The organism is Candidatus Zixiibacteriota bacterium (assembly GCA_018820315.1).
Lineage (GTDB): Bacteria > Zixibacteria > MSB-5A5 > JAABVY01 > JAHJOQ01 > JAHJOQ01.
Window position 1 is genome coordinate 71956 of the sequence record JAHJOQ010000121.1, and the last position, 24475, is coordinate 96430.

At 51.0% G+C, this 24475-nt stretch carries 18 protein-coding genes, 1 pseudogene and 1 riboswitch; all 19 genes and pseudogenes read left to right on the forward strand.

The features are described from left to right. The first annotated feature begins 196 nt into the window (after positions 1 to 196). A riboswitch (TPP riboswitch) is annotated at positions 197 to 292 on the forward strand. Between the two features lie 65 nt (positions 293 to 357). The 19 genes and pseudogenes from KKH67_12240 to KKH67_12330 all read left to right on the forward strand — a co-directional run bounded on the left by KKH67_12240 (position 358) and on the right by KKH67_12330 (position 24424). Continuing rightward, entirely contained in the window at positions 358 to 2808 is a 2451-nt protein-coding gene (locus KKH67_12240; GenBank protein MBU1319949.1) for a TonB-dependent receptor, read from the forward strand. A 3-nt stretch (positions 2809 to 2811) separates the two neighbouring features. After that, on the forward strand, positions 2812 to 4185 hold the full coding sequence (locus KKH67_12245; GenBank protein ID MBU1319950.1) for a sodium:solute symporter family protein: 1374 nt from the start codon (positions 2812 to 2814) through the stop codon (positions 4183 to 4185). A gap of 204 nt (positions 4186 to 4389) precedes the next feature. Continuing rightward, positions 4390 to 6243: a glutamate mutase L gene (locus tag KKH67_12250; protein MBU1319951.1), complete on the forward strand. Its 1854-nt coding sequence runs from the start codon at positions 4390 to 4392 to the stop codon at positions 6241 to 6243. Between the two features lie 80 nt (positions 6244 to 6323). Then, the gene (locus tag KKH67_12255) at positions 6324 to 7451 is read left to right on the forward strand and encodes a hypothetical protein (GenBank protein MBU1319952.1); all 1128 of its coding nucleotides are present in this window, start codon (positions 6324 to 6326) and stop codon (positions 7449 to 7451) included. Between the two features lie 184 nt (positions 7452 to 7635). Beyond that, positions 7636 to 8883: a fibronectin type III domain-containing protein gene (locus tag KKH67_12260; GenBank protein ID MBU1319953.1), complete on the forward strand. Its 1248-nt coding sequence runs from the start codon at positions 7636 to 7638 to the stop codon at positions 8881 to 8883. Positions 8884 to 8886: 3 nt separating this feature from the next. Beyond that, a complete protein-coding gene (locus KKH67_12265) occupies positions 8887 to 9540 on the forward strand; it encodes a hypothetical protein (GenBank protein ID MBU1319954.1) in 654 nt (217 codons plus the stop codon). Further along, positions 9540 to 10379: a hypothetical protein gene (locus KKH67_12270; GenBank protein ID MBU1319955.1), complete on the forward strand. Its 840-nt coding sequence runs from the start codon at positions 9540 to 9542 to the stop codon at positions 10377 to 10379. Before KKH67_12265 ends, KKH67_12270 begins: the two co-directional genes overlap by 1 nt. Positions 10380 to 10386: 7 nt before the next feature. Next, positions 10387 to 11073 carry a hypothetical protein gene (locus tag KKH67_12275; protein MBU1319956.1) on the forward strand — a complete coding sequence of 229 codons (687 nt, stop codon included), beginning with the start codon at positions 10387 to 10389 and terminating at the stop codon, positions 11071 to 11073. A 4-nt stretch (positions 11074 to 11077) separates the two neighbouring features. Further along, positions 11078 to 12346: a fibronectin type III domain-containing protein gene (locus KKH67_12280; GenBank protein MBU1319957.1), complete on the forward strand. Its 1269-nt coding sequence runs from the start codon at positions 11078 to 11080 to the stop codon at positions 12344 to 12346. 6 nt (positions 12347 to 12352) lie between these two features. Further along, on the forward strand, positions 12353 to 13039 hold the full coding sequence (locus KKH67_12285) for a hypothetical protein (protein ID MBU1319958.1): 687 nt from the start codon (positions 12353 to 12355) through the stop codon (positions 13037 to 13039). Positions 13040 to 13050: 11 nt separating this feature from the next. Next, entirely contained in the window at positions 13051 to 13932 is an 882-nt protein-coding gene (locus tag KKH67_12290) for a hypothetical protein (GenBank protein MBU1319959.1), read from the forward strand. Further along, the gene (locus KKH67_12295; GenBank protein ID MBU1319960.1) at positions 13932 to 14675 is read left to right on the forward strand and encodes a hypothetical protein; all 744 of its coding nucleotides are present in this window, start codon (positions 13932 to 13934) and stop codon (positions 14673 to 14675) included. The genes KKH67_12290 and KKH67_12295 overlap by 1 nt, the downstream gene beginning before the upstream one ends. A gap of 29 nt (positions 14676 to 14704) precedes the next feature. Further along, positions 14705 to 15931 (forward strand): hypothetical protein, encoded by a 1227-nt coding sequence (locus KKH67_12300; protein ID MBU1319961.1) that lies wholly within the window; start codon positions 14705 to 14707, stop codon positions 15929 to 15931. A 14-nt stretch (positions 15932 to 15945) separates the two neighbouring features. Continuing rightward, complete coding sequence (locus KKH67_12305; GenBank protein MBU1319962.1) at positions 15946 to 16569, forward strand: hypothetical protein; 624 nt, start codon at positions 15946 to 15948, stop codon at positions 16567 to 16569. Positions 16570 to 16582: 13 nt separating this feature from the next. Then, on the forward strand, positions 16583 to 17434 hold the full coding sequence (locus KKH67_12310; protein MBU1319963.1) for a hypothetical protein: 852 nt from the start codon (positions 16583 to 16585) through the stop codon (positions 17432 to 17434). A gap of 15 nt (positions 17435 to 17449) precedes the next feature. Then, positions 17450 to 18088 (forward strand): hypothetical protein, encoded by a 639-nt coding sequence (locus tag KKH67_12315; protein ID MBU1319964.1) that lies wholly within the window; start codon positions 17450 to 17452, stop codon positions 18086 to 18088. A 282-nt stretch (positions 18089 to 18370) separates the two neighbouring features. Continuing rightward, entirely contained in the window at positions 18371 to 18685 is a 315-nt protein-coding gene (locus KKH67_12320) for a hypothetical protein (protein ID MBU1319965.1), read from the forward strand. A 194-nt stretch (positions 18686 to 18879) separates the two neighbouring features. Beyond that, positions 18880 to 21612, forward strand: a pseudogene (gene ppdK, locus KKH67_12325) (pyruvate, phosphate dikinase). Between the two features lie 673 nt (positions 21613 to 22285). Further along, complete coding sequence (locus tag KKH67_12330; protein MBU1319966.1) at positions 22286 to 24424, forward strand: acetate--CoA ligase family protein; 2139 nt, start codon at positions 22286 to 22288, stop codon at positions 24422 to 24424. Positions 24425 to 24475: the final 51 nt, after the last annotated feature.

The window sequence follows — 24475 nt, forward strand, 5'->3', positions numbered from 1 at the left end:
ACCAACGATACCGAAAAGTTCTCTCGGTGAACCGGAGCTCACCATTGGGCTTAACCTCGTTCAATTTCAATCCTAAGGCTGAGCCCTCTATTCCATCAATTTCCCAAAGTCCAAATTATAAGATATGCACATCTGCCCCAGAAATCCCTTGCAATCCCGATTCAACATCACGTATATTATGTGGAAGTAAATATGCGACGACCGTTGGGGGTGGCGCAAAGTCATCGCCTGAGATCATACCCCCCAACCTGATCCGGATAATGCCGGCGGAGGGAAACGGTGTCATGAGTGTGATTACTGTAAATAGTCCGTCAATTCTCTCATTTGGGAGAAGGCGGATTTTTTTTTGGAGGTGTTATGTTTAGAGCGATCGCAACCATTGTACTGATGCTTGCCGCTTTCGCCAATGCGAGTGGTGAGGCAATATCGGGAGTTGTAACCGATGCCGACGGCAACCGACTTGCCAATGTCAATATCACGATCGGTGGAACCAGTTACAATCCGACTGCCGAGAATGGACAATTTAATATCGAACTACCGGGCGCCGACGGTTTGAATATCACGTTTTCGCATGTCGGTTTCAGGCCTGTGATGAAGGAGGTCAATCTGGATGAGGCGCTCTACATCATTCTTGAACGTTCCACCTATGTCGCCGACGGTGTCACCGTACACGCAAGCAGGCTTGATGATTCGAATCCTGCGCGACCATACACAGATTTCACCAGCGATCAGATCAATCGCGACTATCTGATCAGCGAGTTTCCACTTCTACTCGAAAATACGCCGAATCTCTTCTCGTACGCTGATGCCGGTGGTGGGATGGGTTACAGCTACCTCAAGATTCGTGGCTTTGATGATAAGAGAATTTCTGTCTATATCAACGGTGTACCGCTCAACGATCCCGAGGACCAGGCGACATATTTCGTCGATCTGCCCGATTTCGCCGCAGAGGTGACCGACATCCAGATCGAGCGAGGCATAGGAAACTCGTCCTATGGAGACGCCTCATTCGGCGGGTCGGTCAATATAGTGTCAGCTGCGCTGGACCGTCCGCGAAAGGTCTCTCTTTCCGCCGGTTACGGAAGCTATCTGCACGATGGTGCGGTGATTGGCGATGTCCGCAAGCAGGCATTCGAATATTCATCCGGTCTGGTCGATGGCAGGTGGAGTTTCGCTGGACGATACTCGAAGATGTTCAGTGACGGGTACCGCGAGAACTCGTGGTATGATGGCTGGTCTTACTTCCTGTCTGTTTCGCGACTCGATCCGAATATGACGACAACATTCAACACATACGGCGGTCCAATGCAGATGCACCTTGCCTACTATGGCAGTGATCGTGCGACGCTCGATGCAGACCGCCGGGATAACTATCTGACATACCCGAACGAGACCGACAATTTCAATCAGCCGCATTATGAGATTCACAATGCCTATCATCTTAACGAAAGGATGACTCTGAGTAACACTTTGTACTATATAAGAGGGCGCGGTTATTACGAGCAGTACAAAGAGAGTCGAGATTTCGAAGAGTACAATATCCCGCCCATAATTTATGAAGATACCAACGGGAGCCCTTCATCAGCATATGGTGAGGGTGATCTCGTTCGTCAGCAATGGGTTGTAAAGAATCAATACGGCCTCAATCCACGGCTCGACATCAAACATGATTCGGGCGAGTTTTCGGTCGGGGGCGCGTTTTATCTCTTTGACTCGGAGCATTGGGGCCAAGTGGTGTGGGCCGAGGGTGTGACATCAGATATGATCAGTCCGCGCCACAAATACTATGAGTATTTCGGGGACAGATTCTCCGGATCGATATATGCCAGCGAGAGATACGATCTGACAGACAAATTCAATCTGAATGCGAGTCTTCAAGCGAGATTCATCCAGCAAACCTTCGATCAGACTCTGATGGGTGCTTTTGTCAGCGACAATGATTATGATCTCAACTGGCTGTTTCTATCACCCAGGGCGGCGATCAGCTACAAACCGGACAATCGGTTCACATTCTCGGTCAGTGCCGCTGTCTCATCGCGCACACCGGACGATGCTTCTATATATGATGCGAATGATCCATATGCTGTGCCGTCGCTCGGTATCAAGCCTGAGCGAGTTTACGATTTCGAGCTGGGTGGATCTTTCAGGACCGGTGTAGCGAATGCAGGCGTCAATCTCTACTGGATGGAATTCGGGAACGAGATAATCCCGGCGGGTGGATATACAGATGACGGGGTCCCGCTGACCATAAATGCGAGCAGATCGGTGCATGCCGGGATTGAGACGACGGCCGGATACAAACCCCTCGACTTTCTGTCACTCAGCGGCAATCTCTCCGTAACCTACGATAGGGCAAGAGATTTCAAGGTCAGCCAGATTCTCTATGATAATTCGAGCGACTGGAATCAACTGGGCACGGTCACAGTCGATTACTCCGACAACCCCCTGCAGGGATTCCCAACATATCTCGGGAATATTCTGGCTGACTTGCAGTTTGACCGGTATCGACTTGCTCTCAGAAGCAAATTCGCGGGAAGGCAGTACATCGACAACGCCGGTATCAAGGCGATATCGGTTGAACCTTTTGTGACATTCTCGGCATCAGCATCGGCTGCTTTGAGCAATCCCGCCGGAGTAGGACGGCTTCTGCTGTCAGGGAGAGTAGACAATATTTTCAACCGCAAGTACGAGACTTCGGGATTCTGTGAATTCTACTCTTTCCGGGATTCACCCGCCATCACAGGCGCATACTACATCCCTGCGGCGGAGACGTCATTTTTTGTGCAACTGAAGCTCGAACTGGAATAGATATTGACGGCAATCGATTATGCAATTGTAGTTGCCTATCTTGTCGGGCTGGTCGCCGCAGGACTCATCCACCGAGCACGCAGGGATGAGAGCGCGGCGTCGTTCATAATCGGCGGGCGTACTCTGACTCTACCGGCATTCGTTGCTTCTCTTGTCTCGACATGGTATGGCGGAATTCTCGGTGTTGGAGAGTATTCATACCTGTACGGCCTGTCGACCTGGCTGGTGTTTGGCTTGCCGTACTATATTGCGGCGCTGATATTTGCAATCTTCCTTGCGAGGAAAGCGCGCGAATCCGAAGCACTGACCATTCCCGACAGACTTGAGAAGACATATGACAAGAGAGCCGCCGGAATCGGTTCGGTAATCCTCTTCATCATGACCGTACCGGCGGCATATGTACTCATGATTGGCATACTGGCAGAGGTTCTGTTCGGTTGGCCACTCTGGGTCGGCATCGTTGCGGGGACACTCTTCTCATTAATATATGTCCATTTTGGAGGATTTCGCTCGGTCGTGCGAACCGACATATTGCAATTTGGGCTGATGTTTATCGGATTTGCGGTCTTGCTGATAGTAGCGGTCACTGAATTCGGTGGCCTCGGATATCTGCGGAGCCATGCACCGGCAGATCACTTCACATGGAACGGCGGGAACAGCGGGTGGTATGTCGCTGTCTGGTATGTGATTGCGATGGCCACTCTCATAGAGCCGTCGTTCTACCAGCGCTGCTTTGCGGTTCGTAAGGTCTCCACAGCTCGCAATGGTATTCTGATTTCGATAGGATGCTGGGCGGTTTTCGATTTCATGACCACATCCTGCGGTATCTATGCCAGAGCAGCCATTCCGCAGCTCGAGAACCCAATGTCTTCGTTCCCGGAGTTGGCGTCACTGATTCTTCCGGCAGGCCTGTTGGGAGTTTTCATGGTCGCTCTCCTTGCGACCGTGATGTCGACTATAGATTCGTACTCGTTCATAGCAGCATCGACATTCGGAAGAGATATCGTATGGCGATTCTTCGGAGTACCTGATGGGAGAATCACCTACTGGACCAGATGGGGATTGCTTCTTTCGACTGTGCTATCAGTGGCAGCGGCGCTGTTCTTCGACTCCATAATTGATATCTGGCATCATTTCGGATCGGTCGGCACTCCGGCGCTGCTTGTTCCGCTGTTCACATCTTATGTGGGAAAGCGAAGGATGTCGCCTGAATGGACTGCAGTATCCATGATTTGCTCGGGGCTATTGTCGCTGGTGTGGCTTCTCTCCAAAAGCCTGATGGTATCCGGCGAGTACTGGTTCGGCTTGGAACCGATTTTCCCGGGGCTGGTGCTGTCTTTGCTTGTTTTCATGTTCAGAGCCCGATCTATTGAGTGACTCAGATTAGTCCCGGCCGATGGTGCCCGTAAGTTCAGAATCGCATTTTTCGATTCGAGAATGAAATGCGTCATGAGACTTCAGACAGCTTGACAAAATGGGAGAGATTTGTGTAACTTGTAATTCCTGGAACGAGGTGGCATATGTCCCCGCCTCGGCATGGAGGAAAATGTTTACTCTGGCGCATATATGAGGAAGAAGTAGATGAAGGATATGAAACCTGAAGATATCAAGGTCATTCTCGCTACTGACTGCGGCTCGACTACTACCAAGGCAATCTTGATCGAACTCCGGGACGGAGAATACCGACTGATAGTCAGAGGCGAAGCTCCAACCACCGTTGAGGCTCCGTTCGAAGATGTTACAATGGGAGTACTGAATGCGGTGCAGGAAGTCGCCGAACTCTCCGGACGAACACTCCTCGATGAGAATGACAGGATCATAACCCCACGGAATGATAACGGCACAAAAACCGGAACTGACATATACATCTCGACTTCATCTGCCGGTGGCGGTTTGCAGATGATGGTTGCCGGCGTTGTTCGTTCGATGACGGCCGAGTCCGCCGAACGAGCCGCACTCGGTGCCGGTGCGATTGTGATGGACGTGATCGCCTCCAACGACAAGAGACTTCCGCATGAGCAAATCGAGCGTATCAGACACCTTCGCCCCGACATGATCCTCCTTTCCGGTGGCATCGATGGCGGAACGACAACTCACGTCGTGGAAATAGCTGAGTTGATCGGCGCTGCCGATCCGAAGCCGAGACTCGGTTCCGGCTATCTGCTTCCGGTCATATACGCTGGCAATAAGGAAGCGAGAGATGCGATCACCAAGACGCTGGGAAAGAAAGTCGATCTCGGCATTGTTGACAATCTCCGCCCTGTACTTGAGAGAGAGAATCTGCTTCCGGCGCGCGAGAAGATTCATGATCTTTTCATGGAACACGTGATGGCTCAAGCACCCGGTTACAAGAAGCTGATGACCTGGACAGATGCTCCTATTATGCCGACCCCGGGAGCTGTTGGAGCGATTATCAAAACCATCGCTGATATCGAAGGCATCGAGGCTTTGGGCGTTGATATCGGCGGAGCGACCACCGACGTCTTCTCGGTATTCCAGGGAGTATTCAATCGGACAGTCTCCGCTAACCTTGGTATGAGCTATTCGGTATCAAACGTATTCAAGGAAGCGACGCTGCCGAATGTCATGCGCTGGGTGCCGTTCCACATGGATGAGCGCGACCTGCGCAACAGGGTGAAGAACAAAATGATCCGTCCGACCACGATTCCACAGTCGATGGAGGAGCTGATTTTTGAGCAGGCCATTGCACGGGAAGCACTGAGGCTTGCATTCGTGCAGCACAAGAGTTTCGCGACTGTGCTCAAAGGCGTCCAGCAGCAGCGTACTATCGCCGATGCCTTCGCTCAGAGTTCATCGGGTTCGACTCTTGTCAACATGATGTCGCTGAACATGCTCATCGGCTCGGGTGGAGTTCTTTCGCATGCTCCCAGACGGCAACAGGCGGCCTTGATGATGGTCGACGCATTTCAGCCGGAAGGTATCACGCGACTCGCAGTCGATTCGATCTTCATGATGCCGCAGCTCGGCGTGCTATCTGTAGTGCACAAACATGCCGCAACTGAGGTGTTCGAGAAAGATTGTCTTATCCATCTTGGGACATGCATCGCTCCGGTCGGCGATCACAAAGGCACAAAGGCCCTCTTGAAATATCGCTTCGAATTGCCGGGTGGCAAGACGGAAGAGGGTGAACTGAACGCCGGCGATCTGAAACTCATCAAGCTCGGCTTTGACGAGGAAACGGGCCTGGCATATAAGGCTAAGGCTGTCCTTCAACCCGAACGGTCCCAGGATGTTGGGGCGGGTAAAGGACACGATGTCGAAACCACTGTCTCGGGTGGAGTGGTCGGGATAATCCTCGATGGCAGAGGTCGGCCATTCACCCCGCCGGAAGAAGACAGGATGAGAGTCGAAAAGCTCAAAGAATGGATCACGGAGTTGAATATATACCCCAATGAGGCAATTGAGCGCGGTTAGTCCTACTGGGAGATCTTTCTGATGTCGAGCTTTTGATGAATTTGATAATATTTCGTCCATGCTGAATAGGAGATTGGATAATGACACACGCATATACGCCCGGTTTAAAGGTCACCGAAATGGTGACCATTTCAAAACGGCGGATTCTACCGCTGAAGGGCGATGTTGTTGTTAAGGTCGGCGACAAAGTTGCCCCAGACGATGTGGTGGCTCGCACCGATCTTCCGGGAAATGTCGAGCCGATAAATATTGCGAATATCCTCGGTGTGCCGCCGGAAGATGTTGGTGAATGCATGCTGAAGAAGGAGGGGGACCAGATCGCGAAGGGCGAGACTATCGGTATGACCAAGAGTTTCTTTGGTCTTTTCAAATCTGAGGCAAAGTCAAAGATAGACGGTTCCATTGAAAATATATCCAATATCACCGGGCAGGTATTACTGCGCGGCCATCCGATTCCCGTTGAGGTGAAAGCTTATCTCGACGGTGTCATCACTGAAGTCATTCCCGAAGAAGGCGTGGTTGTTGAGACCAGTGGGTCCTTCATCCAGGGTATTTTCGGCATCGGCGGAGAGACTCACGGAGAGATCAAAGTCGTCGCTGAGAACAACTCTGTCGTTTTGACCGAGAGTCTGATCGATGCTTCCTGTGAAGGGAAGATAGTCGTCGGGGGTTCGATCGTGACCGCAGGAGCGATCAAGAAAGCCATCGAAGTGAAGGCGAAGGGGATTGTTGTCGGTGGACTCGACGACAAAGACCTGCGTGAGTTTCTCGGTACAGATATCGGCGTTGCCATCACCGGTTCGGAGAACATCACCGTAACGGTTGTTATCACCGAAGGCTTCGGTCAGATCAGTATGGCAGGCCGTACGTTTGATCTCCTCAGATCTAGAGAAGGCGAAATGGCATGCATCAACGGCGCGACTCAGATCAGGGCCGGTGTGATTCGTCCAGAACTTGTGATTCCGTCGAAGAATCCTGATGCAGATAAGGCAGCCGGGCGCACAACCGAGTCAGTTGGGTTGGCTGTGGGCTCGCCTGTTCGTGTGATTCGACAACCGTACTTCGGTCAGCTCGGAACAGTGGTCGACCTTCAACCAGAGTTACACCAACTCGAATCTGAATCGAAAGCGCGCATTCTCACAGTGCAGTTCAGCGAAGGTAATAAAGTGATCGTTCCTCGTGCCAATGTCGAGCTAATCGAAAGGTAGAGACTGATTTTTGACTTGACTTAAGATTTGCCGAGGCATAGATTGATCTAGCTTTGGGACGTCTCTTACTAAGAAAGTGTTACAGTGGAATATTTCATTCTCGTTTTATCAACTGTGAACTGCTGACTTTGCTAATATCCGACCGTCGAGATAACTTCGACGGTTATTTTTGTGTGGCGACTGTATGCCTATGAAAACTTCGACACTACTCGCGTTGCTTCTATTGTTGCTCACAACTTCTGCCTTCGGGATTATTGTTGATGAGGATACTACGGATAGCATCAGCGCACCCGTTTCGATGGTGACTGAGGAGGCTGTCCGTCCCCAGCCGGCTCTCAACGTCATTGGCAAGGATACCCCGAACGACAATGGCGGATCGATTCAGGTGAGTTGGGATCTTTCGCCGGATGATGCCAAAGGGATGGTCGCTCGTTACGACGTCGAGCGGAAGCCCGTTGGAGCTCCTGATTCTCAATACGAGGTCATCGGTGATGCCACCGCCGGAGGAACATCAATCACCGACAATTATCCCGAGAGCGGTAAGAGTTATGTTTACAGAGTAGCTGCGGTTAATTTTGCGCCAACTGTCGCCGGCGGGAAGGTTGAAGTCACTTCGTTCTCCGCTGAGTCTGCTCCTGCCAAAGCTTCGGCACAATGGTTCAATACCAATCGAACGGTCGTTTTGATTTTTGCGATTGTGTTGGGATTCTTGATTCTGTGGTATATCGCTCAGGCCAAAGCCGGCAAAGAGTTGTTTATCCGCAGGATTGCGGGGCTGGAGGCTGTCGATGAAGCGGTTGGACGCGCCACTGAGATGGGTAAGAAAATTTTCTACATTCCAGGCACACAGGACATGGAGAATATCCAGACGATCGCCGGTGTGACGATTCTTGGCCGCGTGGCGAAACTCGCAGCCGAGTATGAGACCCAACTCGATGTGCCTGTTTCGAGATCGCTGGTTATGGTGACCGCTCGTGAGATTGTCAAAGAAGCGTATTTGAATGCGGGGCGCCCGGACGCGTTCAACGAAGATATGGTTCATTATCTCACCGACGATCAATTCGGTTATGCCGCTGCTATCGACGGCATGGTGGTCAGAGAGAAACCGGCGACGATGTTCTACATGGGCGCGTTCTATGCCGAGTCTCTGATTCTTGCCGAGACAGGTAATTCTATTGGCGCAATTCAAATTGCCGGAACGGCGATGCCTGCGCAGTTGCCGTTCTTCGTCGCCGCCTGTGACTACACATTGATCGGCGAGGAGCTGTTCGCGGCGTCGGCATATCTATCGAAAGAGCCGAAACTTCTCGGGTCGCTTAAAGGTCAGGATGTTGGCAAAGGTTTGATTCTGGTTGTGATTTTGATCGGCGTGATAATCCAGACACTCGGTGTCTATGACGTCCAGAGTCTTCTCAATATTGTGGCGGAATAGAATATGAGACGAGAGATTCCTCTGGTAATAACTTCGGTAGTAGGGATTGCATTTGTGATCCAGTATTTCATTCCGCACAGCCCGTTTGACAGATTTGAACAGTTGTTTTCCGATTGGTTCTTTATCATTGCAGCTTGCGCCATATGGCTCGGCGCTCTCAATCTTCTCAAGCTTTCAATAATCAAGATTCAGAAGAAGAAGAAGGACTGGCAATATGCGGTGATTATCGTTGCCTCCTGGTTGGCGATGGCGATCGCTGGATTCGCCGGTGGCAGAGATTTCCAGATTCCCGGGACCGGATTTGACTGGCTCTATGTGAATATCTATACGCCACTTTCGGCGACAATGTTCGCGATCCTGGCGTTCTTTGTAGCGTCCGCATCGTATCGAGCATTCAGAGCAAGGAATGTTCAGGCGACTCTTCTGCTCTTGGCGGGTTTTCTTGTCATGATGGGGCGGGTTCTGTTCGATGACATCCTGTTTGGTCCGTTCGTGCAGGATTTCACACCCCTTTCCGATATTTCCTCATTCATTATGAACTACCCGAATCTGGCCGGCCAACGTGCTATTATGATCGGAATTGCACTTGGAACCGTATCTACCGCATTGCGGATTATGCTCGGCATTGAGAGGTCTTACCTCGGAGGAGGTGACTGATGGGTTTCTGGAATAAGATGCTGATGATCGACCGCAGGTGGATATTTCTCCTTGTGGGACTATCACTTTTGATACCGATGTTTCTTTCGTCAGACTTCAAACTGTCGATTTCGGACGAGGTGCGGGGCATTTTCGACGCTATGGAGAAGCTTCCCCCCGGCTCCAGAGTGCTGATGACATTTGATTACGATCCTCCATCGGCGCCGGAACTTCAACCGATGGCTGATGCGGCAGTGAGGTACTGTTTCAAGAAGGATCTGAAGATCATAATCATGGGTTTATGGCCACAGGGGCCTCAGCAGGCGGAAATGTCCCTACAAAGGGCATTTGAAGTCCCTGAGATCGCAGCAAAGAATCTTCAATATGGTGTCGATTACGTCAATCTCGGATTTCAAGCTGGCAACGAGTTCGTTATTCAGCGCATGGGCACAGATTTCAAAGAGGCGTTTCCGAAAGATGTTCGCGGAACAGTCTACGAAGATATTCCTATGCTGAAAAACGTCAAGAATTTCTCGAACGTAGATTTTGTATTCAACCTCTCTGCCGGTTATCCCGGTACGGTCGAGTGGGTGCAGATCGCCGCGGACAGGTTTGATGTCCTTCTCGGTGCAGGCAACACAGCCGTACAGGCTCCTCTCGCATACCCATATCTCGGTGGCGGCCAGCTTGTCGGGTTGCTCGGAGGCATGCGTGGTGGTGCTGAGTTCGAAAAAGTAACAGGATTTAAGGCAAAGGCGACCACTTTCATGCTGTCACAAACATTTGCGCATGGAATCGTGATTTTCTTCGTCGTGATTGGCAATATAGCCTATTTCATGACCCGCGGAAGGCAGGAGTGAGGAAGCGATGCATTTTGACATAGGCATTTGGATCGGAGCATTTCTGACTCTCGGGATAATCTCCTTCCTATATAAGGATAATCCGTGGTACAAGATCTGCGAGGCGATATTTATAGGCATCTCTGCAGGTTACTGGATCGTGTCGCTCTGGTGGCAGAATCTGGTGTCGAAACTATGGGACAATCTCTGGCCTGCGCTGGTCGCTCTCGGTCACGGAGAGATTCAGTATAATCTGCTCTATTTGGTGGCCGGGATTCTCGGCATCATGATGCTGATGCGGCTTGTGCCGCAAATCGGATGGATATCACGATGGCCTCTCGCGCTCGTGATCGGCGCAACCGCAGGCCTGCAATTCGTAAACTACCTCGTCTCCAACGGTGTTAAACAGATATATAATACGATTGTCCCGCTCTTTGGACCGATATCCGATGCGGGAGGGATTGCCCCTGTCGCGAGTGTCTGGGCCGGTCTCGGAAATACTTTGATTCTGGTCGGGACATTCACAGGACTGGTCTATTTCTTTTTCTCGAAAGAACACAAAGGTCTTTTCGGTGGTGCGGCGAAGGTCGGCACTTGGTTCCTTATGATAACCTTCGGTGCCTCTTTCGGCTACACCGTGATGAGTCGTATGTCGCTCCTGATCGGGCGCATAGACTTTCTGGTGAACGACTGGATTCGCGGAATTTTCAGCTAATCCGATGCATCGTAAGAATAAAACAATCATAGTTTTGGGCATTGTCGCATTTGTGGCATTCGCTTGTCCCAACCTTTTAGCCCAGGATATGCCCGACAGTGCGGCTGTCGATTTGACGCTCGACTCAATAGCAGTCCTTGATGATGTGCAGGTTGCTACTGGTCCGGCGCCGGCGAGACTCGACATCGTGCGTGATGCCGAGGGGGATCAGGGCAGCTCCGTCACTCTGACATGGCATCTATCACCCGATGACGGATCCGGGGCAGACAACGTCACTGGTTATGAGATATTCCGAGCCGAATCTCCCGAAGGTGAGTTCGAATCCGTCGGCACTGCCTCGAAAGGGATGTCGCAGTTTGAAGATGCGACAACCACTGACGGAGTTACATATTACTACTATGTAGCAGCATTCTCTGACGCGGGATCGACGCCCTCCGAAATATCTGCGGGCGTGCGGTCATCACCGCAGTGGTTCAATTCCAAAGATGCTAACACGCTTGTAATCGGCTTAATCATTTGCCTCTCCGTCATCTATTTCATCTTCCATGCGCAGAAAGGGAAGAAATTCTTTTTGCGGAAAATTGCCGGCCTTGAGGCTGTCGATGAGGCAATTGGTCGCGCAACAGAAATGGGTCGCCCGATTCTCTTCATCCCCGGCATTATGGATATGGATGATGTCCAGACTGTTGCAGGGATCACTATACTGGGACGCATTGCGCGTACAATAGCAGATTACGACACTAAATTGAATATGCCCGTCTCGCGTTCAATCGTTATGACTACCGCACGCGAAACAATCAAGCAAGCGTATGTCGCTGCCGGTCGACCCGATGCATTCTCCGATGACATGGTTCACTATCTCACCGACGAGCAGTTCGGATATGTAGCTGCGGTCGACGGGATCATGGTTCGTGAAAAGCCGGCGACATGTTTCTATCTCGGAGCATTCTATGCCGAGTCTCTTATCATGGCAGAAACGGGTAATTCGATTGGAGCGATTCAGATAGCAGGAACGGCTATGCCGGCGCAGCTGCCGTTCTTTGTTGCTGCGTGTGATTATACGCTTATCGGAGAGGAACTATTCGCAGCGTCAGCTTATCTTTCAGGTGAACCGAAGCAGCTCGGATCACTCAAGGGGCAGGATGTCGGCAAGATCATCGCCATGGTTGTGATTTTGATTCTGTGTGGACTTTTCACCTTGGCGGCGATAACCGGTTCGGCGGACATTCTTGAACTCGGAAACACTCTTCAGGGCTGGTTCTCAGCAAGTTAGCAGGTTATGCGCAGAACAGTACCATTATTTATAACATTTATCGTCGGCACAGTGCTCGTGCTTGCCGAGTTCATCCCACACAAGCCGTTTGGTAATCTCGGTGATGACTTCTCGCTCTATTTTGATATTATCGCAGTGTTCGCATTCCTGCTGGGTGGCGGTAATCTTATCAGAGTGCATGTCACCAAGATAAAAAGGAAGCGCAAAGACTGGATATTCTCGATTGTGACGCTCGGTGGTTTTCTTGTTATGCTCGCGGCAGGGCTTCTGAAGATCGGCAATCCGGGCGGCATACAGGGTGATGTCGCGGTAATTGGATCGCTGTTTAGCGATCTGTACATGTTCATCTTCACGCCGTTGCAGGCATCGATGTTCGCACTACTCGCCTTCTTCGTCGGATCGGCATCATACAGAGCATTCAGAGCAAAGAACAAAGAGGCTACGATTCTGCTGATAGCAGCATTTGTGATCCTGCTTGGAAGAACGCCGCTCGGCCTGTGGGTAACCGGCGGCCTTCAGGACACATCGCTGGCATTCCTGCAGATTCCGAATCTGGCTAACTGGATTATGGATGTGCCGAATCTGGCGGGACAGCGTGCCATTATGATTGGGATTGCGCTCGGAGTAATATCGATGTCTCTGCGCGTGATTCTTGGTGTCGAACGTACATATCTTGGACAGGATAATGATTAGAGACGATTGCCATGAGTAACGGAACAGAACAGAAAAGCATTGTAGAGCGATTACAGTTCATCGATAGGCGAATCATATTCGTCTTTATCGGACTTGCCGTCGTGATTCCGTTGCTGTTTGGCGTATCACTTGAAGAGGAGACGACTCCTATTGTCCAGAGGCTGTTTGATTTTGTAGATGCACTTCCGGAAGAGTCGAGAGTGCTGCTGTCATTCGACTATGGTCCGACAACGGCTCCTGAAATTCAGCCGATGATGGACGCTATCCTGCGACAATGCGCCGAACGAAAGGCGAAGCTATATATGATGGCTGTCTGGGCGACCGGTCACAACCTGACTGGCGAGACAATCGCTAAAATACTGAATCCGGAATATCCGGAATATCAATACGGCATCGATTATGTCAATCTTGGATACAAAGCGGGTAACCAGGGTCTGATTCGATTGCTGTATGTTGATTTTAAGAGGATGTATTCTACTGATGCCGCCGGAACTGCAATCGACTCCATTCCGATGATGGAAAACATCAACAGCCTGAAGAATTTTGATCTGATCATTTCATTCGGTGGCGGGTTCCCCGGAATCAAAGAGTGGATTCTGTATGCGGGCGATCCGGGAAAGATCCCGGTGGGCGGCGGGTGCACGGCTGTTTCCGCTCCGCTCCTATATCCGTACTACCCGAATCAGCTTGTTGGATTGCTGGGGGGAGCCAAGGGTGCTGCGGAGTATGAGGCTGCCCTGTTGAAAGCATATCCCAAATTCAGAGGCCGCAAGATGGCCGGCATGAGCCTGATGATGTCGCAGACAGTCGCTCATCTGGTAATCATGCTCTTCATCCTGTTTGGAAATACATTGTACTTCCTGTTAAGAGCTAGTGGGAAGGGGCGGAGTTGATGAACGGTAAGCAGGCGGCAAGTTATGTAGTTCTGGCGATTGTGATTGTCGCGTTTGCTGTGAGCATTGTCCTCAAAGGACTGCTCGTGACTGTCGGCGCATTCCTTACGCTGTTCATATTCTCATTTCTATACAAAGACAATCCGTACTATAAATTCGCTGAGCATCTATTCGTTGGCGTGAGCGCTGCGTATTGGATGTGCATGGGATTCTGGGGAACGATGGTTCCGAACCTGTTCGGCAAGCTCTATCCTCCAATGGTAGGGCCGGTCATGCCCGCACTCAAAGATAATGCCGCCGAGCCGTTCATGCTGATCCCGCTGATTCTCGGCATTCTTCTTCTGCTGAGGCTTTCATCGAGTGTCGGGTGGATTTCGAGATGGGCTCTGGCGTTCATTGTCGGCACGACTGCCGGACTGAATCTTATACGATACCTGAGGTCCGATTTTATCCAACAAATCAACAATACTACTTTTTCGTTATATGCAACCGGTGCTACCGGATTCAATCTTGGCGAGACCCTCTCCAACATCGCGATTTTCGTCAGCGTTATGACGGGGCTCATATATTTCTTCTTCTCCAAAGAGCACAAGGGTGCATTTGGGGTTGGCGCGCGCACCGGCATAATTGTTCTGATGGTTACATTCGGAGCGTCATTCGGTTACACGGTCATGGCGCGTATATCCCTGCTGGTCGGGAGGATGCAGTTCCTTTTCGGCGACTGGCTTGGCATGATGCAGTAACAAAACAGTCTTTTCGATAGAAGGTGCATATGGAGACTAAATGGAGACTCGCAGCAATTGTCATAGCACTCGTCATGATCCTGGCGCCGGCTCTTCCGGCTCAGGATGAAGGCGAGATGGCTGACAGTATGCCTGCCGAGATTCAGATGGAGCCGCCTCCGGCGCCGGAGCTTGTCTTGGGAGAGGATGTTCCAAACGACGGAGGCCACAAGCTCAAACTGACTTGGGGTTATCCTGCCGAATGGAGTGATTCCGTCGCCAGATTCCTGATCTTCCGTGGAGATGCTCCGGATGGGGAATTCAAGTCACTCGGTGAAGCTGCCAGAGGAGTCACGACGTATCTCGACATCGGCAGCAAGATCAAGGACAACTCGGATTATATGGCCAACGATCACGACTTTTATTACAAAGTTATCGCTGTTGCCAACAATGGAACTGAATCCGAGCCGGCAATCGGAGGGCCGTTCCAGACAAGTGGCCAGTGGTTCCACTGGGGCAAGGTTCCGGTTCTTGTAGGTGTGGTGCTATTCGGGTTCTTCACAGTCCTCTTCATTAACGCCGCTCGAAAGGGCAAAGAGCTTTTTGTCCGGCCATTGGCCGGGATCGAGGCTGTTGACGAGGCAATAGGGCGCGCAACTGAAATGGGTAAGCCAATACTCTACGTGCTCGGCATAGGCACGGCTGCCGATATTGCCACAATCGCGTCGTTTACGATTCTCGGAAGAGTGGCGAAGAAGGTGGCCGAATATCAGACCGATCTGATCGTCCCTTGTTATGAGCCGATTGTTATGAGCGTTGCACAGGATGTTGTCAAATCTGCCTATATGGAGGCCGGTAGACCGGATCAGTATAGCGACGACCAAGTTTTCTTCGTCACCAACGCTCAGTTTGCGTATGTCGCCGGAGTCAACGGTATCATGGTTCGTGATTTGCCTGCAACGAATTTCTACCTCGGCTACTTCGCCGCTGAATCTCTGATTCTGGCCGAAACCGGCAATTCGATCGGGGCGATCCAGATCGCCGGTACCGATCAGATCACTCAGATTCCATTCTTCGTAGTAGCGTGCGACTATACGCTCATTGGTGAGGAGTTGTACGCCGCTTCTGCCTACCTCGGCCGAGATCCGCTTCTGCTGGGGTCGCTGAAGGCCGAAGACTGGGGGAAGGGAATCCTGATGGTGCTGATGGCAGTTGGTGTTCTGGCCACCGCTTTTGGCTGGAATGCTATACGTGAACTTGTTAGAGTAATACTGTAGGGGAGGATAACTGAATGAAACGAAGAATCCCCCTGTTGATCGTGTTCCTGGTCAGTCTGTTTATGGTCGTCCAGTACTACGTCCCGCTGGATAGCTGGGCCTGGATGTATCAATATTTGATTGACTGGACGATCATCATCGGCGTGTTTGCACTGCTACTCGGCATCTGGTCTCTTTGGCGAGTGAACTTCAACAAGATTAAACAACGGGCGGAGAACTGGGAATATGCTGTCATTACACTGGCCGGATTGTTAATAATGATGATCGTCGGCTTTGTTCCAGGCTGGGGAAACCTTAACAACTATGTGTACGAACATTTCTTCTATTATATTCTTGTGCCGATTCAGGCGACCATGTTCTCGCTGCTGGCGTTTTTCATATCGTCCGCGGCTTTCCGCGCATTCAGAGCTCGGTCGCTGCTGGCGACGCTGCTGCTTTTCGCCGGTCTCGTGATCATGATCAGGTTCGTTCCGATGGGTCAGGTTTCGAGCTATATCTCGGATCTGTCGGGATGGATTCTGAGAGTACCGAATCTGGCTGCCAAGCGTGCGATCATCATCGGTATCGGGCTCGGCGCAATTGCGACCGCATTCAAGATAATGTTCGGAATCGAACGTGCCTACCTCGGCAGGGATTAAGGAGATATCAGCTATGAACATATTCGATAAGATGGTAGCTCTCGATCGGCGCTGGGTGTTCCTTTTCCTCTTTGTCGTAGTCGCTCTCGCCTATTTCTTGAGAAACCACTTCACGGTCGATATAGTGACCACAAGAGAAGTCAGGTCTATCTACAACTTCGTAGAGAACCTCGAACCGGGCGACAAGCTTCTGATTTCGTTCGACTACGACCCGAGTTCGCTGGCCGAACTGCATCCGATGTCCCGCGCGATTATCACGCAGTGCTACAAGCGTAAAGTGAAGGTTATCGGCGTTACACTCTCCCAATATGGGGCGGGGATGGTAGAAGAAATCTTTCGAGAAATCGGAGACGTTGCCGAGCAGGAGTATGGAAGGGAGATCGTTTACGGTGAAGATTACTGTTTCATCGGTTACAGGCCCTATCCTGCATTCGTGATACTGGGAATGGGAGAAAACTTCAGAGTCTTCTTCCCGCGCGATTACTATGACACTCCTCTTGATGATCTCCCGATTATGAAGGGTGTGAAGAACTACGATGATGTCAAAGCAGTACTTGCGATAACATCGGGTACGACCGCAGATTTCTGGGTGATTTACGGGAACGCCCGTTACAACATGCCGCTTGCGCTCGGAGTCACAGGTGTTATGGCGACCGACTACTATCCTTATCTCGGTAATGCCCTGTTTGGATTGATAGGCGGTTGGAAGGGTGCTGCCGAATACGAGAAGCTGGTCGGCAGGCCCGACAAAGCGACTGCGGGGATGCCCGCACAGGTCGCTGCGCACCTGACGATTGTACTGTTCATCGTGATCGGAAATATTGGATATCTCCTGTCACGCAAAACTAAAAAGAAGTTGGGATAGGGAAGGAGAATAGATATGGAAGACGGCGCGACAGTTGAATTGCTCTGGACGACTCTTGCAGTGTTTTTGACGCTGGCAACGTTCTCCTTTCTTTACAAGGACAACCCGTTCTACAAGTTCGCGGAGCATCTTGTGGTCGGTGTTGGTGCGGGCTATTTCGTGGTGCTTCTCGTTCTCACGAGCCTGAAGCCGAAGCTGTACGATCCGGTACTCGCGGGAGAATGGTGGTACCTCATTCCGGGTATCCTTGGCATGATGATGTGGATGAGATTTTCGAAGAAGCTCTCCTGGGTTTCGAGGTATCCGATTGCGTTCTATATAGGGACATCGGGAGTTGCTATTCCTCTCTATATGTACAACAACATCAATAGACAGCTATCATCGACGCTAGATCTCTCATTCGGCTTTGGATCTATGACCGAAGTCTGGAGTATATTCATAGTAATAGGTGTACTTACCGGCCTTATGTATTTTTTCTTTTCGAAAGAGCACAAAGGCTCGTTTGGTGGAGCTGCTAAGGTTGGTATTTACGTTCTGATGATTGGATTCGGGGCGAGTTTCGGCTACACTGTGATGGCGCGAGTCTCGCTATTTGTGCAGCGCATAGCGTTTCTTGAAGAGTGGAAGGATATGCTTATAAGATATTTCAGTTGAGTTTTTCGCATTGCGCATTGCTTGGACGAGGCTGTGCATGAAGGCAGGGTTGGCTCCTTTAGAGGGGGAGCTTCCGTATATTTCTCTCCTGCAGCTAGTTCGGGCTGCGATAATTTGATGCAAAAAAGTTACACTGCATTGCAGAATACTGTTGACAGGCTAAACACTTAGCCTTAAATTAGTTGAACAGCAAGGCTGCATTTTTGGGATTCTGTGCCGTAAGGCATTTGAGTGAGGGAGCTTAACGGTTTCCTGAATTGATCCAAAACCAAGGACGGTACTATGGGGAAAATCCACATTTCTAAGCCAAAGCGCCGTAAGAAGAAACGGATGACACCCGAGGAAGCAAAAGCCGCCCGCGCTGACTATCAAAGGAAGTACTATCTGGCACACAAGGAGAAAGCCAAAGAGTACCAGAGACTGTACAACCTGACTCACAAGAAGAAGCAGCGGCTTAAAGGCGCAAACGGGGTCGAGTACTCCAGGGAGAATCAGAAGGGGACTTTCAACACCCATGATCTGATGCATGCTCCTGTTGAAAAGACCCTCAAAATGCTCGAAAAAATCATTAACGGTGAGCGTTACTTCACTATGTAGTGATCTTGTGGCTGTGTAAGAAGGCAATCCAGCATCACCACATTTCCACTACTGTTCAGCTCAACATGTTTCTCTCTTCAAAAGAGGTATGGGTTATTGCGTGCAAAAACTGCTTGCGATAGTCTATGAACAAAGTTACATTTCGGCCGAAATCGACCTGGATGGCATAATTTATGGCATGGAGAGATACAGGTATGGCTAAAATATCTGCAAAGGGCACGGAAGGGAAGAGTTCTACAACTGTTCCTAAGGCTGCCCGGAAAACATCAGCCGCATCTAAAGCAGCACCTAAAATGGTCTATTTTTTCGGAGATGGAAAGGCTGACGGCTCTGGGGACATGAAGCTGGTGCTCGGAGGTAAAGGGGCAGGTTTGGCAGAAATGACCAACGCCGGAATACCTGTGCCTCCAGGCTTCACAATTACCTGCGATGCCTGCAGGGCGTTCTATGACAACGACATGTGTGCTCCGCCAGGACTTGATGACGAAATCAGAGCCAATATTAAGAAGCTGGAGAAGTCGACAGGCGCCGTATTCGGTGGTGTCGATAATCCACTGCTTGTTTCCGTAAGATCCGGTGCTCCGGTATCGATGCCTGGTATGATGGATACCGTGCTGAACCTCGGACTTAATGAGAATAGTCTCAAGGGAATGGCTGCCCGCACAGGAAACGAGCGATTCGCCTACGATATTTACCGACGATTCATTCAGATGTTCGGCAATGTCGTGCTCGGCATAGATAAAGAAGTCTTCGAGAGCGTAATTACAAAGAAGAAGCGTGAGCGGAAGATTCGCCAGGATTCCTCTCTTTCTGCCGAGGATTTCAAGGATATAGTCAGGCGGTTTAAATCGATCGTCAGAAGGAGATCGGGCGAGCCATTTCCGGATGATCCGAATGTTCAATTGGAGATGTCCAGAGATGCCGTGTTTCGGTCCTGGAATAATCCCCGCGCAATCACCTATCGGCATCTGAATGACATTGTCGATGATACGGGAACCGGGATCAACGTTCAGGCGATGGTTTTTGGCAATCTTGGTGACGATTGCGGAACGGGTGTGGGATTTACGAGGAATCCGTCAACTGGAGATAATGAGTTTTACGGCGAGTACCTCATCAATGCGCAGGGCGAGGACGTCGTGGCAGGTACCAGGACTCCCGAGCCGATCTCGACGCTCAAGGATGTCATGCCGAAAGTCTACAAGCAACTTCGCGCTATCACGAACCGCCTCGAACAGCATTATCGAGACGTGCAGGACTTCGAGTTCACTATCCAAAAAGGCACACTCTACATGCTGCAGACTCGTTCGGGCAAGAGGACCACTCCAGCGGCTGTCAAGATTGCTGTGGACATGGTGAAAGAGAAGCTTATCACGAGGGAAGAAGCTCTCCTAAGGGTTAGACCAGAGGATCTGGAACAATTGCTGCATCCCCGCATCAGTCCCGACGCCGTGTATGATGTTATTGCGCAGGGATTGGCAGCATCGCCGGGGGCCGCTTCGGGCAAGATAGTCTTCACTGCCGATCAGGCAGTCGAAAATGCTCAGGAAGGTCAGAAAGTCATACTTGTTCGCACCGAAACCAATCCTGATGATATCCACGGGATGGCAGCAGCAGCAGGAATACTTACCGCGCGCGGCGGGATGACATCGCATGCGGCAGTAGTTGCCCGAGGGATGGGTAAGAGTTGTGTGGCTGGCTGCGAAGATATTCGCGTCTATGAGGGCAGAAGGCAATTTGCCGTTGGCACGACTGTCTTCAAAGAAGGTGATGTAATTACATTGAATGGCTCATCCGGTGAAGTCATGAAAGGCGAGGTCAAGACAATCGAGCCGGAGCTTTCAGGCGAGTTCGGCGAGTTCATGGAGTGGGCCGATACATACAGAAAGCTCGGAGTGCGTACTAATGCGGATACCCCGGACGATGCGAAGGCGGCTCGCAGGTTCGGAGCCGAAGGTATCGGACTGTGTCGAACCGAGCACATGTTCTTCGCGGAGGATCGTCTGCCTATAGTGCAGGAAATGATTCTTGCCGAAAGCCAGGCCGATCGTCAGTCAGCGCTCGACAAACTAATGCCGTTCCAGAAAGCTGACTTCAAGGGAATATTCAATGCCATGCAGGGTCTTCCTGTTACTATAAGAACTCTTGATCCGCCGCTGCACGAGTTCCTCCCGAGGGTGGAGGAAGTTCAGGCGAAGATTGCTGAGCTCCTGGAAAAGAATGCTCCCAAAGAGAAGATCAAGAAGCAGGAAGATATCCTAAAACGAATACAAGATCTGCATGAGCAGAATCCTATGCTCGGCCATCGCGGTTGCCGACTTGGAATCACATATCCGGAGATCACGGAAATGCAGGTCCGGGCGATCATGTCTGCGGCATGCGAGCTGGCAAAGCAGAGCAAGAAGATCTATCCGGAGATCATGATTCCTCTCGTCGGGCATGTCAACGAACTGAAGAACCAGCGGGAGGTTGCGGAGCGTGTCGCTGAAGAAGTACTCCGTCAGTACCATGCGAAAGTCGAATACAAGATCGGCACCATGATCGAGATTCCGCGCGCAGCGCTTACTGCCGACGAAATTGCTGAATTTGCAGACTTCTTCTCATTCGGTACGAACGATCTTACTCAGATGGCGATGGGCTTCTCGCGCGATGATGCCGCAAAATTCCTCAAGTATTATGTCGAGAAAGGTATTTTGCCGAAGGATCCGTTTGTCAGTCTGGATCAAGCAGGCGTAGGACAGCTTGTGGAAATGGGTGTCAAGAAGGGGAGATCGGTCCGCAAGGATCTCAAGGTCGGTATTTGCGGGGAGCATGGCGGCGATCCGAGTTCGATCGAATTCTGCCACAAGATAGGCCTCGATTATGTATCCTGCTCTCCTTATCGAGTCCCGATAGCTCGACTAGCTGCGGCTCAGGTGGTCATCAGGGAGGGGGGCAAGCCGCATACCGTGGTTAAAGTGCCTCTCAAGAAGTCGCCCAAGAAGAAAGATGCTGCAGAGCCAGAAGCTGCCGCGAAGAAGACTGCGAAGAAAGCTGAGACGAAACCGGCAAAGAAAGAGACTCCGAAGAAAGCTGTCAAGAGGACAGCAAAGAAGGTTGTAAAGAAGACAGCAGCTAAGAAGAAAAAGAAATAGCTGATACAAGGGCAGGTTTCTCCGAAACCTGCCAGAGGTTTTGAATGTGGCAGGAGTGAGGGCACTCCTGCCTTTTCTGTCTGTGCGCCGTCTTACCGTTGAAAGGGCTTGTTGAAAACCCCAAATGATGTCATTGCGATCGAAGCGTGGCAATCTTCGCATCTCACAATAGCCTTGATTTACATAGAGATCGCCACGTCGCTTCGCTCCTCGCGATGACGACGTTCCGCGGTCCGCAACTTTTTCGACAGGCCTGAAAAACGGTATCCAGCAGAAATCGTCGAAACCACGCTTTGCGCTATGCGCATCGCTCCTGGGTTCGAACTACCTCACTCCCGGACGAACGTCCGGGGCACAGAATCAAGCAAACTGGGCTATCAATCTGCCGATATAGCTATTGAGAAATCGCTTGACAATAGCTGTATCCGGCATATTGTAGGGCGACTGTAACGGTATAACGGAGATATAGATGACAGAGAATATCAAGAAACGCCCGGAACAACTCGATTACATATTCAGACCGAGATCAATCTCGGTAATTGGAGCTACTCCCCGCAAGGGTTCAATTGGCAGGGAGATACTGCACAACCTCATCACGTATGAATTCAACGGCAAGATATTCCCGGTGAATCCGAATCACAGCGTCATTCATTCAATCAAGGCGTACTCCAGCATACTCGATGTGCCCGATTCTGTCGACTTGGCAGTGATCGTTGTGCCACGAGAATATGTCAGCGCGGTCGTGGATCAGTGCGGAGAGAAGGGAGTCAAGGGACTGGTCGTTATAACTGCCGGTTTCCGTGAGGTTGGACCTACAGGACTTCAACTCGAACAAGAGCTTATCGAGAAAGTCGATTATTGGGGTATGCGGATGATCGGCCCGAACTGCTTCGGGATCATAAACTCGAGTCCAAACATCATGATGGATGCCACGTTCTCGAAGATCTATCCGAAGAGCGGCAAGATCGGATTCCTGTCGCAGTCTGGTGCGCTGGGAGAGGCTATTCTTGCTCAGGCCACGGAGATGAACCTTGGTCTCTCGATGTTTGCCTCAATCGGGAATAAGGCGAATATAACCGGTAACGATCTGCTCGAATATTGGAAAGATGATCCTGATGTCGAGATCATTTTGATGTATCTCGAGAATTTCGGAAACCCGAGACGATTCACGGCTATCGCTCGTGAAGTTGCCAAGGTGAAACCGATCGTAGCTGTCAAATCTGGAACGACGACAAAAGGCGCTGCCGCAGCGTCATCGCATACCGGAGCTCTGGCTGGTGCCGAGGTTGCGGTCGATGCGTTGTTTGAACAGACCGGTGTGCTCCGGGTGTCATCAATTGAAGAGCTGTTCGATGCTGCTTCTGCATTGGCGAAGATGCCGGTACCGAAGGGCAATCGCGTCAGCATTGTGACGAATGCCGGCGGACCGGGTGTGCTTGCGACCGACGCACTCATAAATCTCGGGATGGAGATGCCGGAGTTTTCCGAAGAGACGAAGCAAGCGATCCGTCCACACATGCCGCCTGACGCTCCTATCAACAACCCACTCGATCTTGTGGCAGGTGCGGGACCGAAAGAGTTCAAGGCTGCGCTCGAAGCCGGGATTCAGGACCCCAATTTCGATTCGATGCTGTCGATTTTCGTTCCCCCCATCACTATCAATCAGATGGAAGTCGCAGAGGCGATTGTCGATGTCAAGAACCGATTCGACAGACCGCTATACGCCTGTTTCATGGGTGTGTCGTGGTATTCGCAGGGGTTCGAGCATCTCAAGGCAAACGGCGTCCCTGCATATATTTTCCCTGAATCGATCGCACACGCCCTGGCTAGGATAGATAAATACCGGAGGTGGAGAGATCGCGATGAGGGTGTTCTTCCCAGTTACAAGGTCGATGGTGCGGTGGTTCGACGAATAATCAAGGAATCACTGCAACGAGGCGAGAAGGAAATCGTCGGAGAAGAGGCTCTTGCGATTCTCAATGCCTACGGAATTGCGATTGCACCGTACCAATATGCTAACTCTGCCGAAGAGGCTATCGAAGTCGCAGGCAAAGCCGGTTATCCGGTAGTCATGAAGGTCAACACTCCGAAAATATTGCACAAAACTGAATTCGGTGCTGTCAGAGTGGACCTTCGCGACAGCTCAGACGTTACATCCGCATGGCATCAGATGGAAGAGAAAGTGCGGTCGGAAATGGGCGGCCACGAGAAATTCTCAGTAGTTGTGCAGAAAATGGTCAAGGGAGGTGTCGAGACCGCAATCGGAATGTCGACTGACCCGGCGTTCGGACCTCTCATAATGTTCGGTCTCGGCGGTGTATATGTCGAAATCATGAAGGATGTATCATTCCGTGTGAACCCGGTCACCGATATGGAAGCCCGCGAGATGGTTGAATCGTGCCAGGGATACAAGCTTTTAACCGGATTCCGTGGTTCCGAACCGGTCGATCTCGACCTGCTGACTGAGTCAATTCTCCGACTTTCGATGCTTGTGACAGATTTCCATGAGATCGATGAATTCGATGTCAACCCGTTTATTATAGCGTCAAAGCGCGAAAACACTGCTGCTGTCGATGCTCGGTTTATAGTCAGGCCGACAACGCCTTAGTACAAACTCCGAAGATCAATAAGATGCACCGTCAGGACATTGCTTCCTGGC